Genomic DNA, 16,607 nt, shown 5'->3' with positions numbered 1-16,607 from the left:
ATCCCGATCATCGGCCAACCGTCCCGACTGCCGCCAGCACCTCGCACAGCGCCCGCCGGTCGACCGTCCCTCTGACACGGATGCGAACCGCGCCGACCTCGATCTCGATTGCCGCCTGCTCCTCGCGCGACGGCAATTCGCCCCCGCAGCCGGTGATCGCGACCGGCACAAAGCCAGGTGGCACGTCTCCGGCCCGGCGCGCGGCGACCTTCGCCCGCGTCGTCTGACGACGCCACAGAAACAACAGGCTTGGACTGATGTCGTGTCGCCGCGCCACAGCGGACACGCTTGCACCCGGCGCAAAACTCTCCGCGATAATCGCCGCCTTCGCATCGGCCGACCAGCGCCGGCGCCGGCCGGTCCCAGTGATGATCTCGATACGCTGCAGCGTGTCAGAAAAATCCTTGAGGATAGGCGTATGCCTATCCCTATCGCTATCCTTACGGCTATCCTTAGACATGGCGAGACCTCGTGATGATTCAGTCCACGAGATCTTCCTAACCGACCAGATTAGCTCTCAGCGCGTGGTCCCTGGATGACGCTCACAAACGATCGGCAGATTCATCGGCACCCACAATACAGTTTCACACCCATTCGTGAGGACCGGCACACGGCTCATCAAGCTGCTTGAGGCCAAAAGAAGAGGCCGTCAAGCGGCCTGCGTTGGTTCTACATGAATAGGGCAATAGCCATGATTGCGATGGGGCTCAGCCCGAGCGCCACGATGAGCGCACTTAAAGGTACCTTCGCGATTGAGGTTGAAATCCTATGCCCGGATGCTGGTGGCCGCTAGTGCAATTTGTGCCACGGCAATTTCAAGACACGATGGGCTTCCTCTTTACTTGTGAGGCAGCTTCTCCGGGAGCGATAAGTGCTCGATGCAGCCGTGAGGCGCCGGAACTAGGTCGAAGTCTCGACTTGCGTCAGCGCCGAACCCCCTGGAGAGCGACCAGCCTTTACCTTCGATATCGGGATTGAGCGAAATCCCTCGCCGGGGGTCAAAACGCCCGTCAAGTGCCCCAAGGATCGCTCGGCGGACAGCAGTTGCCGATCCGCCTTGGCTAGACTCCTTGCTCCGATTGGCGAAAACGAACGCAAAAGGGCGGTACCGGTCGGAAGCAGATTGAGCGTCGGCTCGGAGCAGCAATGAAGAAGTCGCTAGGAACGATGCTCGCGCGGTGAGCGTTGGTCTGCCTCGCTCATAAGAAGAGCGGCATCGGCGATGCGTTTGCGCTAGCCCTAAACCGACACGGATTCTAGGCGGCTTCGAACGCTGGCGCGAGGGTATCTCGCTCAATCTATCACCCTACAACGGCTGCAACAACACCGCGAGCTGCTGGTTCGTGGCGAGCGGCTCTCCTCGATCGCATTGTTCGCAAGCATGAGCTGCCGATGCTCTCCAGCCCGCATCATGTCATCGATATTTCCGAGAAGAAGCCAGGATCGGTGATCTCGCCGGAGCGTTCGAGCAAGTCCCAGGCGATCTGGATCGACCTCTCCACGAGAACTGGCAACGATTCACTCATACGAGACAAAACAGACGTCGATATCGATGGTTCCTGTTGTAAATGCCGGCGGATCGCGGCTCCAGCCGGACAACATAGCTTACCGTCGGGCAAGACGCCGCGAGGGGCGCCTCAGGACTATTGGCCCGCCGATGTCTGGACTGCCTATTCCTGCCTCTGCTGAACGTGCAATATTGGATCATGAAAGCACGAAATCGAAGCCTGCTCATCTTTCTTGTTGCCGTCGTGGGTATTGGTTGGCTAATTGGCGCAACCAACTTGCCTGGTGCATGGTATGACGCACTGCAGAAGCCGACATTCAATCCTCCGAATTGGGTGTTCGCGCCAACTTGGACAATTCTGTATGTGATGATCGCAATCGCGGGCTGGCGCACCTACCTGCAGGAGGTCAATGGCCTGGCCCTGCAGGTTTGGCTCGGATAGATGGCGCTTAATTTTCTTTGGTCTCCTATTGTTTTCCGCTTGCACAACTTGGCCATGGGGCTGTCGGTCATCATTCTGCTGCTGGGCCTGATTCTGTTTTTTATAGGCCTGCAATGGCGGGCCAATCGGCTTGCTGCGCTCTTATTTATCCCGTATGCGGGCTGGGTAGCGTTTGCATCGCTTTTAAACTTTGCTTTGTACCGCCTTAATTGAATTCCTTATGGACCTGCTAAACGCGAGTTAAGAGCCGCCGGCGGGCGGGCTCGGCGCTTTGAGCGATCCAGCCCGGCACCCGGCACGCCCGGTTGGGGGCGACGGCTTCGAAATTTTCGGGTCCCTCTTGAAACGCCTTCAAAGGATGGCGTCGAGGCTTGGTCAGGTGAGACGGGCACCGGTCCTGCCCGCTGCCGCTCGTAACCATCTTGCTCTTTGGAGGATTTGGCTTGCGCAGTCACGACTTTTCGTCTCTCCGGCGCTCGGCCATCGGTTTCGATCTTGACCTCGCGGAAATGGCCAGCGAGGCGGGCGAGGACAATTACCCGCCTTACAACATCGAGCGGATGACGACCGTTACCAGATTTCGTTGGCCGTGGCGGGCTTCGCGCCTGAGAACATCTCGATCACGCCGATCAGTCACCATCGAGGGCAGTAAGCCTGAAAAAGGCGAGCGCCAGTTCCTCCATCGCAGCATTTCAACCCGCAATTTCAAGCGCCAATTCAGCCTTGCGGACTATGTGCAGAAGCTCGAAGCCAAGGCGGCTTCTCGCATGTTGAGAGTCGGATGCATCAGCGATTGAATTCCCCAACTTCGGGTAGGCGTTCGGGATCAGCTTTCGATGACGACCACGACTTCCACCTCGCAGCCTTGCGCCATCGGCGCCCTGGTCATGCCTCCCTGCATCTGGGCCACCATCAGATTGATCAGGCGGGTTCCCAAACCGCTCTTCGCCTCGGTGGGGCATCCGATTCCATCGTCCCTCACCGTGATCACGACCTTTTCGTTTCTCTTCCGGACGTCGACTTCCACGACGCCCGGGCGCCCCTCCGGAAACGCGTACTTGAACGCGTTTGTCACCAGCTCGTTGACGATCAAGCCGACGGATGCGGCCTGCGAGCTCTTGACGGCGATTTCGTCGCAGGACACCCGTATCGCGATCGGGCGCACTCCCCGGTGCAGATCCGAAAGGCTCCCGCACAACGCCTCAAGATAAGCGGGGAGGTCGACCGAGCTGTTGACCGGCGTGTCGCGCAGGCGATCATGAACCTTCGCGACAACCTCAATCCGCGCCAGCGCGGAGGTGATCGCCGCCTGCACGGCGGGATTAGGGTCCGATCGCGCCTGCAGACGGAGGATCGACATGATCGTCGCGAGGTCGTTCCTGGTCCGGTGCGCCAACTCCATCATGAGAACGTCCGCGTAGGCCTTTGCCTCCGAGTGCTTCTGGAGTGCAGTGCGCAGGGCTTCCGTTACCCCTGCAAGACATAGCCCGCTAGCGAGAAAGATCAGGAGCGGCACGATAGCGGCGCTCGGCGGCGGAGGGATAAAGTATCGCGCCGCCAGCGCCGCGCTCGCGCCGGTGGCGAGAAAGCCTGAGCCGCGATCGAAGATGACTGAGGCCAGGAAAATGGCCGGGATGAACAGCATCAGCGGATCGGGTCTCAACTGATCGTCCAGCAGGAGCTTGGCGACGAATGCCAACCCGACAAGCCCGAGGCTCAAGAGGTACCGCACCCACAGGGGATATCTGGGCGTGACGGACATGAAGCGAAGCAGGAGCCGGTCCATGGAAAGCAACGAACCGGCTTGTCGGCGCGTTCCTGCCGCTTGCTTCAAGCGCTTCGGCCGGCGCGCGGACTGCTGAGCCTAAACCAAAATGGGGTGCTCTGGGCCTGTCCCTCTTCTGGTCTTGAGGAACGATTCAACAAAGCGTGAGTTCGTTCCGAAAGAACCGAACAAAAATCCAAGAGGGTAATTCCATGACGCGATCAGTGCAGGAGCTGAGGGGGGAGTGCGAGCGAAGCCGTGCCGAGTTCGCGGCGACGGTCGATAGGTTGAGGGAGCGGATATCGGATACCGCTGACGACCTCCGCCACAAGGTCTCGCCGCAACACATCAAGTCGGAAGTCTCCGATTACATCAGCAATAAGACCCAGAGTTGGGTCGAGGCGCTGAAGCAACAAGCCATGGACAATCCGATGCAGGCGGTCGCTGCGGGCACCGCGGTCGCAATCCCGCTGCTGCGCCTGGCGCGCGGTTTTCCACTACCACTTCTGATGATCGGGGCTGGCCTTGCCCTGACCTCGAAGACGGTGCGCGAGCGGGCCGCGGAAGCGGCCGCACCGGTGATGGAGAAGGCGGGAGAGATGCTGGATCAGCCCGCCGACCGAGTGGACGCGCCGAGCAGCGACATGAGAGACCGGCTGAATTCGGCTCAAAGTCAGGCCAGCGACATGGCCAGCGATGCGCAAGATGCCGCTGCCGGCCTGGCCGACGATCTTGGCAAGCGGGCGGCGCAGGCCGCCGGCACTGTCGGCGATACGCTCAAGAGCGGCATGGATGCCGTCAAGGGGAGAGCGGGCGCGGTCAAGGACGCGGCGGCCACGGCGCCTGCAAAGGCCCGGCAGGTCATCGGCGACAATGCCGCCTTGATCGCCGGTCTTGGGATCGCGATCGGCGCCATCCTTGCCGCGGCTCTTCCCGAAACAACCGCCGAAGCCAAGGCGATGGGCCCGGCGAGCGACAGCGTGAAACGGGCGGCGGGCGGGGCTGCACAATCCGGTTTCGAAGCAGCCAAGGATGCGACGATGTCGGCGGCCGACGCGGCGGCAAGAAGCGTCGGCGAGGCCCATCTCGGCGGGCACGCCAGCCGCATGACAGAAGACGTGGCCGACAGACTCAAAGAGGCTGCCGATGACGTCGTCAGGGCGGCCTTCAGTCCTTCCCCAAACCCAAACACTTGAAAGAACGATCATGAGCGATGTGGACCTGACTAAAGAGACGAATTTCACGCAGAACCAGAATACCGGCCCTTCGCAGACCCTGAAGGACCAGATGGCCGATGCCGGCGCGGAGGTGAAGCAGCGCGCCGGCGACGCCCTCCGAGCGTCGACCGATGTCGCCAGCGACAAGTTCAAGGAAGCGGCTGACGCCGCCAAAGACGTGGCTTCCGGGACAGTGGACCAGATCGAGGACCAGGCGCGCGACAAGCAGCGGTCGGGTGCGGACTTCATGGCGCGCCTTGCCGATAACATTCGTGAAGCGGCGCGCGCCTTCGAGAGCGATGCGCCGTTTGCTGCTCGTGGCATGACTTCCGCCGCCGAATATGTCGATGACGCGGCCGATAAAGTCCGCGACGGAAGTTTTCGCGACCTGGTCGACGGCGCCACCGATTTTGCGAAGCGGCAGCCGGCCGCGTTTCTAGGGATTTCGGTCCTTGCCGGTTTCGCGGCAGTCCGTTTTCTGAGGGCGTCGGGCGGGCGTTCCTCATCTTCGAAACACCGCGAACAATCGTCATCCTCGCAGCAAAGCAACGTGTCATGAGCATCCAAAACGATATCAGGACAAGTCAGAACGATCTTAGAACCATCTCGACGCTGCTCGGCGACGCGTTGTTGCAGTTCGCCAAACTGTTCCAGAACGAGGTGGATCTCGCCAAAGCCGAGTTAGGCGAAAAGGTTCAGAAGGTCGGCAGCGCGCTGGTCTTCATCGCCGGCGGTGCCCTCCTGGTGATCCCAGCCTTGGTGATGGCGCTGTTCGCCCTATCGGCGGCGATGATCGGCGCAGGATGGTCACAGCCGCTCTCCTATTTGACGTCGGCGATCGTGGCCGCGGTGATCGCGGGTATACTGTTCGCGATCGGCATCAACCGGCTAGATGCCCGCGGTCTGGTGCCGCGGGAAACCATGCGGCAGCTCGATAAGGACAAGGATACCGTGAAAGGGATGGTGCGATGAGCAGCACGCAGACGAGTTTTTTCGATAGTCTCGTAACGGCGGTGCGGGAAAACCCGCTCGCCGCAGCACTGATCGGAGGCGGTGCGGTCTGGCTGTTGGCAGGCGACGAGAAGCTCAAGAGCGCGACGCGATCGGCGACAGCGGCGGCTTCGCCGATCGTTGATCTCGGCGCGCGCAATGTTCGCGCGGCCGCGTCCGGGCTCCAAAGGACCGCTGCGCCGCCGACCGCACCAGAAATGGATCATGATGACGCCACGGGCTTCGGTGAAACCACACGCGAGGCCGGGAGCGCGGCTTCAGATGCCATGTCGGAAGCGGCGGACAAGATCAAGGATCGATTCGACGATGGCGTCGCCTATGCGCGCGAGAACCTCAGCATGCCTGGAAAAGAGGCTTTCACGAAAGCGCAGTCATCGTTGGCCGACATGCTTGACCGGCAGCCGCTCGTCCTCGGCGCCGTGGGCTTGACAATCGGTGCGGCAATTGCGGGTGCGTTCCGGGCTTCCGATGTCGAGAACGAATGGGTGGGCGAGCTCAGCGACGATATCAAAACCGACTTGAACACGCGCGCCAGCGCCGTATCGCAAAGTCTGCGCGAAGCCTCCGATACGCTGAGCGCCGAAGTCGGTGACGTCGGCGCCGAAGCCATCGATCGGGTGAAGCAAGCTGGCATCGATGCTGCCGATGCGGCACGGGAAAAGGTGAAGTCGCCATAAGCCTGAACCGAACCGGAGAAGCTGCAATGTGGTGGACGGTCGCGAAAGAGGCGGCGACCAGTTGGTCGAGCCACAAGGATGCGCGGCAGGGCGCCGCCCTTGCATACTACTCGGTGTTCTCCTTGGGTCCTATTGTCGTGATCGCGATTGCGATCGCGGGGCTGTTCTTCGGCTACGACGCTGTCACCTCACAAGTCACCTCCTCCTTGAAGGACATGCTCGGGGACACCGGAGCCAAAGCAATCGAAGCGATGCTGGCGGGAGCCAGCCGCCCCGCCGAGGGCATTCTGGCGACGGTTCTCGGCCTCGGCGCCCTTTTGTTCGCCGCGATTGGCGTCGTCGTACAGTTGAAGGACGCGCTCAACGTCGTGTGGGAGGTCGAAGAATCGGAAGAGAGCGGGATTTGGCATTTCGCCCGCAACTACGTGCTATCGTTCGCCGCCGTTTTGGCCCTCGGCTTTTTGCTGCTCGTTTCGCTCCTGGTGACCGCATGCCTGGCCGCGGCCGGCAAATTCGTAGCTCCCTACCTGCCGGAGGGCTTGCTACATGTCGTCAGTACGTTGGTGTCGTTTGCCGTCGTCACGATAATGTTCGCGATGATGTTCAAATGGCTACCGGATGTTTTGGTCGCCTGACGCGACGTCTGGCTCGGTGCGCTCCTGACGGCTTTGTTTTTCGAAGTAGGGAAGGCTGCGATCGGCCTCTACATCGGCAAGCAAGGTTTGGAGTCGACCTACGGCGCGGCTGCCTCGATCGTCGTCGTGCTGATCTGGGTCTACTACACCTCGCAGATCATCCTGATGGGCGCGGAGATCACCCACGCCTACGCCAAGCAGCGGGATTCGGTCAAGCCACGAGAGCGAAGCAATCGCACGAACGTGCGACCACTCTCGCAGCCGGCGCGTCAGAGAGGCGAGCAAGCACGGCGTTCCAAGAGCGCGCCCTGAGCGAAGGCAACCACACCGGGCACTTAATCCGGCCGGTCGCGAGGCGAGGCCGTCGAGCGTGTCAATCCGACGAGAACTTCCTGTCTGCCGGCCTCCGTGTCGAAGGGCCTGACCATAGACGCAATTGCGTGCGATATGTCTCCGGGACGGCGAAGACGCCCTGTACGTCGGGATTTAATAGCATTTGCGGCGCAGGAGATATGGCCGGATCGCTAGCAGGCCAGCGTCTGGAAGTCCGAGGCGTCACTCCGACCGAGTCAAGTCGGGAGGATCAAACAGCGGTTCCGCGGGGTAGCCTGTTGTCTTGGCCGCCTGCGCCAGTGGAACTTTGCAGGTTCCGTGCCGTTGCTGTCCGGCGAGATGATCATGAGTACTAAAAAGCAATTGCAGGAACAGCAGAGCGGTCCCGCAAAGTTCTTCGGCGCCTTCGCGAGCCGGACGGCGCAAGCCGCGGGGCATGCCTCGACTTTTGCGCTCGCCGCGGCGGTCGTCATCATTTGGGCTGCGACCGGACCAGTGTTCGGCTATTCGGATACGTGGCAGCTCGTCATAAATACCGGCACGACGATCGTCACCTTCCTTATGGTTTTCCTTATCCAGAATTCGCAGAACCGCGACAGCGCTGCCATGCAGGTAAAACTCGATGAGTTGATCCGCGTCGGCGCCGCCCGGAATTCTCTGGTCGGCATTGAGCACCTGACCGATGAGGAGCTCGAACAGCTGCGCAAGACCTGCGAATCTCGCGCGAAAGCGGAGAAAGCCGGCGAGGACAGCGTCAAGGCGACGGGGCGAAGGGCCCGGCGCGCCGCCGAACGGGCGGCTGACTAGTGGAGGACGCTGCGCCATCCGATCACGCCTCGGGCGCTTCGGCACGAAATATTGAGGCGATCCTGCGGATTGAAAAGGAGGACGAGGAGCAGCTCCTCCTCCATCATCGCGCGCTTCACGCCGTCGGCCGTTTCGTCGGCACGCCCTATTTCTTTGCGATCCAGTCTTGCGGCGTAGGCCTGTGGCTGTGGATTAACACGCTCGCACCGAAAGCCGGCTGGCGCTTTGATGAATATCCCTTTCCGCTTCTTTCCCTCGTGCTTGCGCTTGAGGCTGTCCTTTTGACGTCCTGCGTCCTGATCCGGCAAAACATCTCGGATCGGGCTTTCGAGCGGCGCAATCACCTGGAGCTGCAGATCAACCTGCTGGCCGAGCGGGAGTCGACGCTATCCCTTGCTCTTTTACAACGGATCTCCGCTCACCTGAAATGCCCTGTCGAAAACGACGCGCAGTGCGAAGAGCTTGCGGACGAAACGGAGGTCGATGAGATCGCCCAGGATCTCAGGGCACAGCAGGAAGCAGGCGACGAATCCGTCAGATAACGCTATGCCGCGAGCCCCCGCAGCGCCGCGATCAATTTAGGCGGAGCAGAAGGCTTCCTGAGAAACCGAGACCCTTGCGGCAGCACTGGGTGCTGATCCAGATAATCGGAAACGACCACCAGCCTGATCGGCCAGCTGTCGCGGATTGCGGCCGTAATTCCTACCGTGTAAAGGCCTATCTGCGTGCGGCCACCAGCCTGTCAGCGTTGTCGCAGCAGCGGGGAGGCTCATCGAAGCAGGCGCGCTCTCCGACATTACGGGCATAGGCGATGCCATCGCCGATATGGTTGCCAAACTTTACGAGACCGGCTCGCATCCGAGCCTTGAGAAACTCCGCAAGAATGTGGCTCGATTGAAGTCCTGCTTGGGCATCCTGGGGGGCCGTCTGGACGAACAAGGATGAGGGCGCGTGGACTATTCCCAAAGGTCAGATTTTTGAAGTGAAGCTCCGCCGCAGTTAAACGCGAGTTCGCGGAAGAAACAGGTCATGTGCCGCCTAGCATTTTCATAGCACTGGGGGAGGCAGAACAGCTCGGCGGCAAATTCGTGCACGGCTGGGCGTCGGCGAGCCGTTGGAGTGCGGTCGATTTTCAAAGCAGCTGCTTTGAAATGGTGTGGCGCCACGGACGGCTGCAGCGCTTTGCAGAGCTCGACCGTGTCGCATGGTTGGGCGTCGAAGAGGCGCGGGTGAAAATCCTGAGGGAGCAGGCGATCTTTCTGGGTCGCCTGCTAGAAACCTGTCAAAAGCGGCGTCGTCCAGGCTGGAGTCGCGCTTGGCATCAGTCAGGCGTCTTCCTCTTCGTTCTCGGCTTCAACGTTGACAACTGACTTGGCGATGCCCGTCAGAGTCCTGTCAGTCTTCTTTTCTTCGGTCAGGGTCTCTTCAAGTAGCTGGACCGCTTCATCGTAGCCCAGCTCTTCAGCCCATGTGGACAGTGTGCCATAGCGCGAAATCTCATAGTGCTCGACGGCCTGGGCGGCTGCGAGAAGACCGGCATCGAGCGCGGGCATTCCCTTAAAGTCCTTCATGATCTCGGAGCCTTCTTCGGCGATGCCGTTGATGGCGGCGCAGGTTTTGCCGCGCGCGGGCTTGCCGATGATCTTGAATACGCGGTCGAGTCGCTTAACCTGGGCTCTCGTCTCGCGCTCATGCTGCGTGAACGCCGCCTTGAGGTCGGGCGACTGCGCCGCCTTCGCCATCTTGGGGAGGGTTTTGAGGATTTTGTTTTCAGCGAAATAAATGTCCTTTAGCGCCTCGTGGAAAAGGTCTTCCAGCTTCTTCGGCTTCCTTGCCATGCGGTGCTCCTCATAAGTGGCGCACAACAACAATTGGCAGGGAACCCGGTTCCAATTAGGACAATAGCGGACCCTCGGCCGAGCGCGCGTCATGCGTTACGGAGGCGGGAGCAAGAACGCCACTGGGAGGGGCTTCTGGCGGTACTGACTGCTTGGCCGATTTGGTTGCCAGCTGCAGGAACAACGATTTCGAGGTTGGGTTGGTCTGGCGTCATCCACAAACTTGAGGAGGAAATTATGGGTTTCGGCAAAGGAGCGCTTCTCTGGCTGATCGGCATACCGCTTCCGATCATCATTCTTCTTGCAATCTTCATGCATCACTGAGGTGCGAATGTCTGGTTTGACTCAGAAGCTCTGCTCGGGCTGCAGTAAGATGAACATGCTGGGTCCGATAAACGGCATTTTCCGATCAAGCATTTTCAGCTAAGTGCAGAACATTGGCGGAAAGCGATAGAAAAGATCAGTCGAAGGCGCGCGGTATGCTCGCGATCTCAGGAGCGGGGCCCGCGCGCTTTCTTTTGGGAGCGATGCTTCTGAAGTTCAAGAACTGCGCTTTCCGCGCTCTCATCTTCTCGCATGCCAAGACAAACGAAATGGCGCATTTCGCCGGAGCCGTCCATTCGGTGAACGTCGTCATGCTAACCCGGGTCGGTCGCCTTGCTAGCGCCGTCAGGTTTGGCCGGGACCGCTCCGATAGCCCGCGTCGATATTCTTGCTAAAATCTATCACGCCACGTCCACCTGCTGCCGGGCTCGGCGAGTTTCTGGCGACAACCCTCGAGCACGCAGGAACTAATGGGTCTCGCTCTGTTGGAGCTCGCTTTCCGGGATTTAAGACAATGGTGAAGGACCATGAACTTCGGTACGGGCCGCCCGGTGAGAGCGAGGTTCATATCTGCGTCGATATGCAGCGAATGTTCGCTGAAGCCACCGACTGGAAGATGCCGTGGCTTCCGCGAGTTCTCCCAAATATCCTCGCCGTCACAGCTGCCCATCCCGAGAGAAGCTTGTTCACTCGCTTCATTTCCGCCCGCAAGCCGGCCCAATGAGCGGGTATGTCGCGGCACTACCACGAACGGTGGGGGTCGATGACAATCGACAGCATCGGGCCAGAGATGGCGGGATCAGTCCCCGACCTCGTGAAGTTTACTCCTCCGGCCCGCACTTTCGACAAACATGTTTATTCGCCGTGGAAAGGCAGCGATCTTCACCAGCAGCTATGCAGCGATGGCATCGATACGGTCATCATTACCGGCGGAGAGACGGATATCAGCGCCAATTAAGCTGACGTGCATGCCCCGTCGCGGCCTGGCGCAACGATGGAGCGCATGATCGCAGCCATGGCGCGGAGCGGACCGCGGTGTTCTGCTGAATGCCCCTCTTAAGGCCGGTCGCCTCAAGGTCGGCCTAAGGCCACGCCTGGCCGACCTTCCCGAAGTCGTCAGCGAGCGACCGGGAAGACGCTCTGACCGGTCCAAGAGACCATCGAGGGTGTCCAACGGGACCAGCGCATAACGCAACTCCACGCAAAACCAAGAGCCAAGTTTGGCTGGGGTACGTCAAATCGAATTGCTACAGCTTGCCGGCCCACCGTCGCATAACCAATCCGCAGCGAGGCCCCGTTGTGGGGTCCTACGGGGCCTCGCCTTGCACGGTAGGGGTTCTCAGCCTGGAGAGAGCTGAGACCCCAAGTGAAACTGTCTTCGGCAATCCCGTCAAGGGGCAGGAAAAAATGGCACTTTTGCTTTCCAAAGTTCACACGGGTTATTTCCGGAACCGGCGTCGTTTGCATTATCCGAGCAATACGGCAGGCAATTTTTATTTCGTATTCTTTCAGCCCTAAAACGACGACCGCTGCTCTCGATGGACAGCGGTTCGGCCATCCGGCCTGGCCCCAGCATGATCCGGATGCTGGGGCCGTTTTGTGGACAGGAGGGCGGCGCGTGCCGTGGCATTGGCCGCCTGTTCGGTGCCGCACCGCTACCGGCACTGGGACGCCCAGCCTCACACTGGCCCCAGCTTCGCAGTTGGGGCTCTTTCTTTTCGGCCAACAGGTCTTTGCCGACTTGGATGCTGTCTTGGGTACTGTTTTGATTCGGACACCCGCAGCTTGGCGTCGGATCGGCCTCAGCTACCTTCTCGCTGGGGCCGTTTCTTCCCGGGAACAAGCAGTAGTCCGCGAAGTTATCTCTCCACGATGGAGTGGGACTACTTAACGGCTTCGGTGCTCTCCCACTGCGCCGGGGCCGTTCGTTTCTAAGGTGGGACCATGTCGGAAGAAAGCCGCGATTGGACTCTCATCATCGTTTTTCTCGGCATTGCCGGCGCAGTGCTGTTGCTTGACCTTATCTTCTAGCCCCTCCGTTGTCGATTCGAGGACTAGCCAATACGTCTTTGGCCGGCTTCGTGGACTTATAGTAGGTGCCGCTTACGCGCTTCTGAGCCGGTCATGATCGACGGTGTATTCAATCCGGTGGTCTGACGTCACTCTCCCTCCCGAATAGGCGCCGCGGTCCTAGGCTTGCGAGATCGTCTTCGCGTCACGTCACCATGGCTCTCACCCTCTTTGGGCAACGAGTTACTTGAACTCGGCCCGGACGGTTCTAATTCAATGTATGGCCGAACCGAGCTTCGGCTAATTGGAGCATAATAAGAGGCAAGCGCGTAAGCGCTTAAGAAGTTGAGGAAAGGGACATGAGAAAGCTTGCTTTTGCAGTCGTCGCGGCGGCAACGCTCCTCATTGGAACGGTTGCACCGGCTTCGGCCCATTGGCGTCACCATGGTTGGGGCGGTCCGGGTATTGGCCCCGGGCTTGCTCTCGGGCTGTTCGCCGGAACATTAGCGGCCGCCACCGCACCACCGGTCTATTATGGACCGGTCTACGGCCCGCCACCCTACTACTACGGCCGCCCGTATCGGGTCGTCCGCTACTATCGGCCGGTTTATCCCTACTGGTACGGCTGGTGACGAGGAGAAGGCGCGGTTCCGGCCGGGCCTTCTGTCAATTCCCGCGATACGTCGCTCGCTGCGCGAGAGGAAACTCTCGCGCGCGAATTCATTTCTCCCGCAAAAAGCGTGCTTCGCGCGCTCGGGGAGTATGTCGAGGGCGACGGCATGTGCTGGGTCGGTATCCCGTCGCTGGCGGCGGATTGCGACCTATCGCAGGATACGGTCCGCCGGCGGCTTGCCTGGCTCGAGGAGATCGGCGCGATTGACCGCACTTGACGAGAACGGCCGCCGCAATGGCGATGGCCGCGGCAAGCGCACCACGGATCCGATCCAGCTGCCGGTCGATGCCGATATCGCGACGATCGAGGCGCGTGCCTGCCGGTCGTGACGTCGACGAAAGCCAAGTAAACTCAACGGCGATTAGCCCTAGCTGCTAGCAAGGGCTAAATTCCAGTCCCGAAACGATTAGGACTCCGCTAGCCCTCGGCCAACGCTCGCAGCTGTGCGACCACTTAATCTCTGAACCTGAACCGGAAGATCTCCATAAATCCCCTCGGGGCGATTTCCGGAGATCACAAAACGATCGAAAACGGTCGAGTTCGCAGCGGCATTCGAGAGCTATGTCGAGGTAGAAAATGTTTCTGGCCTGGTTCAGCGCTGGATATAAACGCGACTGTCGGGACGACGTTGCGGACCTTTGCGCTCGCCAGTTGTCCGACCGGCGTTAGGGTGCAAACTCTGGTGAACATCATTGCGTGGAATCCACGCCAAACACCGTTTGATGAACGCACGAAACCGGCGTTACCGACAGCGCACCTAGCTATTCTGTCGGCGGGACCGGTTTGGAAGCATCAACCACCACTTCCGGCAACGCAAATGATCTGCGCATTATCTGAGCCGGCCCTTTGAGTTCGCTATCGTAGACCATCCAGCCGTTGCCACCCTGCCGAACGAGGAAACGTCCCCGCATCGGGCGTCCAATAAATTCCATCTGCAACCACCATCTGCGAAATACGAGCTTCGTCGATTAGCTCGAAGGATGGAGCGTCGGCATTGAACTATGTGAATCGTGACGATCAACTTTGGACAAGCACCACCTGGCTTCCGCGGCGAACTGAAAACGGCCCCAACCAGGGGGCCGCCAACCCGAGCGATACGGGTTTTCCTCCAGCAGTCGGGGGCGCCTGAACAAGCTGGGGGCGGTGAGCCGACTCGTCGCCAAGCCGATCGTTCCTATCAACGAGGACCAGGATCATCGGAGATACGAGTATGAAATTGGACAGACGGCCAAAATCGAATCTGCAATCGTCTTTGGCATCTGATGACGAAAGATTCGGAGAGGCCATGCCGGTATGGTCCCACGAGGACGAGCAGAGGTTATTGCAGTTGGCGCGAGAAACCGATCTGACGCAGCGCGAGATTGGTCAGAAGCTCGGGCGTTCGGAGGCGGCCGTAAACCTACGCCTAGCGTGCTAAGGAAGCGTGCCGCCGGGAATTAAATAGGGCAACGTGAAACGGGAACCAGGCGGCCAACTGTGGGTTTTGGCGTGCAGGTAATCATGGCAACTCGCATCGGCGCGGCGCCTCACTGCGCCGCAGCAAATGATTCGATGACCGATGTCACGCATTTGACTGCAGGTGGCTTTTATTGGGTCCTTGTGCGCTCAAGCACGAAGCATCCCGAGTGGCAGCCGGCGCGTTGCGCTACTTGCCAAGGCGACGGCGTGAAGTGGGACTTCATCGGCTTCAATAGCGACGTCGGTCATCATTTCGTCGAGGTCGTCGACATCGGCCCAGAACTGCTGACCTAAACGCTCGTGTTAAGATGCCTAGGAAGCCTAGCGGCAGCCCTGCTATCGATCCGCTGCGCGGATTCCCCATTTCTGTACAACCGTTGCGGCCCTGTCCCTTCTGCGGCGGTTCGGAAGTTTGGATCCACAGCGACATTGACCCAAAATTTGTAGTCTGCAAGAAATGTTCAGCTTTCGGTCCCAATGCGCCGACCGTTAGGCAGGCGGCCGAGCGTTGGAACAAACGAACCAACCCCTAAAGCCGAGAGAACCGCGGAAGCGGTATTTCTCGTTGGGACCGTTTCTTTTCGAGAACAAAGTTCCAACCGCGACGTTTCGCGATCGCTTGGTTTGAGTGGTTTCCTTGGCCCCAGCTTGAATCCCTCGCTGGGGCCTCTTTGCGCGCATAAGACAGGCCGTCCGAAATAGGAGTGGCCCCGACAACCTTGGGGGCCTGCGGAGGCCGATGTCGGGGCCACTTGCCAGTCCCGCGTCGGGATTTGGCCCAGAATGATTCTACAAGTTTCTAGACCTCGCAAGCAGGATCCCCGCTGTCTCTGGGAAGAGGTCTTTGCTTGGCTGCAGCATCGTCACGAAAGTTCAGCTTTCGCGGTACCCAAGGAGCTGTCCCAGTTTTGGGACGCTCGCTGCCCAAAGGTGCTGGGGCCTTTTCTATACGGCGTAGGAACGAACGTGGCCGAGTCTTGTTTATCGGACGCTCAGATGCCGCCACTGCCCCCCGACTGCATCTGGGCATCAGTAGTGGCCCCCGCCAGTCCCCTCGCTGGGGCCGTCTCTTTAGAGGAGCAAGGTCGACAACTGAAGCGGCCTTACTCCCCATTTTCTCGATGTGCCTTGATTTCTGCGCGCGCGCTGGCGCTGTCCTGGATGGATTTCCGCAGATCTGCCAGCTGCGCGTCCCGCTGATCGGCGAGCGTTTTTCGTTGTATGCGCAACGCTTGACTTTCGGCGATAGCAAGCTGGGAGCGCGCGAACAGTGGATCGATCATCGGCAAGCTGTACTACAGCGCCTAAGTTCCGGCCCTGTCTTAGGATACGTCCGATTTTCTATCGTTGATCCCGTATCTGCTTTCCTCTTGGGGAAAGGGCTCATGGGATTTTCGGCCCGCAAACGTATCCGGCACTGGATCATTGAGGAGTTTGAGCGAGTGCTCGATTAGCTCGCGTGCCTGACCGGCGAGCTTTTCAAACCACATTTGGTCAGGACGATAGTTGCGCTGTTCGGCCATAGCCGCGGTCCCTGTTGTGCAGGCGGGAGCGCTATCGGTCTCTCAGCCACCGACGCCTACGGGCAGAGCCTCGGCCGGTGATGAGGGTAAACTACCTCAGGACGTAACGGTTCAATATTGAACTTAATGCTTGGGTCGAAACGGCAAATGCCGCGCGTTTGTAGGCGGCCTTACCTCAGTTGGTCCGCCTACTTAAGCGCACAGCGCGGCCAAGCGGTATAAGACTAGGCCGCTGCGCGGCGGCGATCAGGGTGAGACTCCGTATTGCCTCACGTATCGATGCTCCCGGGCCCGATCGGTTGCCTCATTTATTTTGCTCTTGGCTTGGGTTGAGGAGGAGGCCGGGTGCGGAGATGGCCGGGGTTTCGGAGCGCCCGGCCTCCTCCG

The 16,607-nt window shown here is 59.9% G+C and carries 19 protein-coding genes and 2 pseudogenes; 16 read left to right on the top strand and 5 right to left on the bottom strand.

Annotated elements, in window-relative coordinates; translation table 11 throughout:
- Positions 1 to 7: 7 nt before the first annotated feature.
- Positions 8 to 460 (bottom strand): transposase, encoded by a 453-nt coding sequence (locus XH92_RS43990; RefSeq protein ID WP_194456128.1) that lies wholly within the window; start codon positions 458 to 460, stop codon positions 8 to 10.
- Positions 461 to 1,706: 1,246 nt separating this feature from the next.
- On the opposite strand from XH92_RS43990, the pseudogene XH92_RS34550 reads away from it, so the two are divergent.
- Both XH92_RS34550 and XH92_RS34545 read left to right on the top strand, forming a co-directional pair.
- A pseudogene (locus tag XH92_RS34550) lies at positions 1,707 to 2,162 on the top strand (TspO/MBR family protein).
- Between the two features lie 230 nt (positions 2,163 to 2,392).
- Entirely contained in the window at positions 2,393 to 2,746 is a 354-nt protein-coding gene (locus XH92_RS34545; RefSeq protein WP_194456127.1) for a heat-shock protein, read from the top strand.
- Between the two features lie 29 nt (positions 2,747 to 2,775).
- Here XH92_RS34545 and XH92_RS34540 read toward each other — a convergent pair whose 3' ends face one another.
- Positions 2,776 to 3,735 carry a sensor histidine kinase gene (locus XH92_RS34540; protein ID WP_194456126.1) on the bottom strand — a complete coding sequence of 320 codons (960 nt, stop codon included), beginning with the start codon at positions 3,733 to 3,735 and terminating at the stop codon, positions 2,776 to 2,778.
- Between the two features lie 191 nt (positions 3,736 to 3,926).
- On the opposite strand from XH92_RS34540, the gene XH92_RS34535 reads away from it, so the two are divergent.
- The 7 genes and pseudogenes from XH92_RS34535 to XH92_RS34505 all read left to right on the top strand — a co-directional run bounded on the left by XH92_RS34535 (position 3,927) and on the right by XH92_RS34505 (position 8,936).
- Positions 3,927 to 4,910, top strand: coding sequence for a DUF3618 domain-containing protein (locus XH92_RS34535; protein ID WP_194456125.1), 984 nt, complete (start codon positions 3,927 to 3,929; stop codon positions 4,908 to 4,910).
- A gap of 10 nt (positions 4,911 to 4,920) precedes the next feature.
- Positions 4,921 to 5,490 (top strand): hypothetical protein, encoded by a 570-nt coding sequence (locus XH92_RS34530; protein WP_018270255.1) that lies wholly within the window; start codon positions 4,921 to 4,923, stop codon positions 5,488 to 5,490.
- Positions 5,487 to 5,903, top strand: a complete 417-nt coding sequence (locus XH92_RS34525) for a phage holin family protein (RefSeq protein WP_194456124.1) — start codon at positions 5,487 to 5,489, stop codon at positions 5,901 to 5,903. Before XH92_RS34530 ends, XH92_RS34525 begins: the two co-directional genes overlap by 4 nt.
- On the top strand, positions 5,900 to 6,619 hold the full coding sequence (locus XH92_RS34520) for a hypothetical protein (RefSeq protein WP_194456123.1): 720 nt from the start codon (positions 5,900 to 5,902) through the stop codon (positions 6,617 to 6,619). The genes XH92_RS34525 and XH92_RS34520 overlap by 4 nt, the downstream gene beginning before the upstream one ends.
- A 26-nt stretch (positions 6,620 to 6,645) precedes the next feature.
- Positions 6,646 to 7,566, top strand: a pseudogene (locus XH92_RS34515) (YihY/virulence factor BrkB family protein).
- A 366-nt stretch (positions 7,567 to 7,932) separates the two neighbouring features.
- On the top strand, positions 7,933 to 8,394 hold the full coding sequence (locus tag XH92_RS34510) for a low affinity iron permease family protein (RefSeq protein ID WP_194456122.1): 462 nt from the start codon (positions 7,933 to 7,935) through the stop codon (positions 8,392 to 8,394).
- A complete protein-coding gene (locus XH92_RS34505) occupies positions 8,394 to 8,936 on the top strand; it encodes a DUF1003 domain-containing protein (protein ID WP_210345500.1) in 543 nt (180 codons plus the stop codon). The genes XH92_RS34510 and XH92_RS34505 overlap by 1 nt, the downstream gene beginning before the upstream one ends.
- Before the next feature lie 783 nt (positions 8,937 to 9,719).
- Here the strand turns inward: XH92_RS34505 and XH92_RS34500 are convergent.
- Entirely contained in the window at positions 9,720 to 10,232 is a 513-nt protein-coding gene (locus XH92_RS34500) for a ferritin-like domain-containing protein (RefSeq protein WP_194456121.1), read from the bottom strand.
- A gap of 1,087 nt (positions 10,233 to 11,319) precedes the next feature.
- Between XH92_RS34500 and XH92_RS43270 the strand changes: the two genes are divergently transcribed.
- The 7 genes from XH92_RS43270 (at position 11,320) to XH92_RS43980 (ending at position 15,230) form a co-directional block, all read left to right on the top strand.
- Positions 11,320 to 11,514, top strand: a complete 195-nt coding sequence (locus XH92_RS43270) for an isochorismatase family protein (RefSeq protein ID WP_245288924.1) — start codon at positions 11,320 to 11,322, stop codon at positions 11,512 to 11,514.
- Positions 11,515 to 12,925: 1,411 nt separating this feature from the next.
- Positions 12,926 to 13,198 (top strand): hypothetical protein, encoded by a 273-nt coding sequence (locus XH92_RS34490; protein ID WP_075969288.1) that lies wholly within the window; start codon positions 12,926 to 12,928, stop codon positions 13,196 to 13,198.
- 108 nt (positions 13,199 to 13,306) lie between these two features.
- Positions 13,307 to 13,456 carry a helix-turn-helix domain-containing protein gene (locus XH92_RS34485; RefSeq protein WP_194456120.1) on the top strand — a complete coding sequence of 50 codons (150 nt, stop codon included), beginning with the start codon at positions 13,307 to 13,309 and terminating at the stop codon, positions 13,454 to 13,456.
- Complete coding sequence (locus XH92_RS43695) at positions 13,443 to 13,568, top strand: hypothetical protein (protein WP_256437493.1); 126 nt, start codon at positions 13,443 to 13,445, stop codon at positions 13,566 to 13,568. Before XH92_RS34485 ends, XH92_RS43695 begins: the two co-directional genes overlap by 14 nt.
- An 881-nt stretch (positions 13,569 to 14,449) precedes the next feature.
- Positions 14,450 to 14,656: a sigma factor-like helix-turn-helix DNA-binding protein gene (locus XH92_RS43985; RefSeq protein ID WP_371817856.1), complete on the top strand. Its 207-nt coding sequence runs from the start codon at positions 14,450 to 14,452 to the stop codon at positions 14,654 to 14,656.
- A gap of 83 nt (positions 14,657 to 14,739) precedes the next feature.
- Complete coding sequence (locus XH92_RS34475) at positions 14,740 to 14,991, top strand: hypothetical protein (RefSeq protein ID WP_246787839.1); 252 nt, start codon at positions 14,740 to 14,742, stop codon at positions 14,989 to 14,991.
- 14 nt (positions 14,992 to 15,005) lie between these two features.
- Positions 15,006 to 15,230 carry a Lar family restriction alleviation protein gene (locus XH92_RS43980; protein WP_194456119.1) on the top strand — a complete coding sequence of 75 codons (225 nt, stop codon included), beginning with the start codon at positions 15,006 to 15,008 and terminating at the stop codon, positions 15,228 to 15,230.
- Between the two features lie 570 nt (positions 15,231 to 15,800).
- Here the strand turns inward: XH92_RS43980 and XH92_RS34465 are convergent.
- A complete protein-coding gene (locus XH92_RS34465; protein ID WP_080650328.1) occupies positions 15,801 to 15,980 on the bottom strand; it encodes a hypothetical protein in 180 nt (59 codons plus the stop codon).
- A 39-nt stretch (positions 15,981 to 16,019) separates the two neighbouring features.
- Complete coding sequence (locus tag XH92_RS34460) at positions 16,020 to 16,220, bottom strand: hypothetical protein (protein ID WP_194461709.1); 201 nt, start codon at positions 16,218 to 16,220, stop codon at positions 16,020 to 16,022.
- Between the last annotated feature and the right edge of the window lie 387 nt (positions 16,221 to 16,607).

This window comes from Bradyrhizobium sp. CCBAU 53421 (genome assembly GCF_015291625.1).
In the GTDB taxonomy this organism is placed as follows: domain Bacteria; phylum Pseudomonadota; class Alphaproteobacteria; order Rhizobiales; family Xanthobacteraceae; genus Bradyrhizobium.
This window is presented reverse-complemented; position numbering and strand designations above follow the sequence as displayed.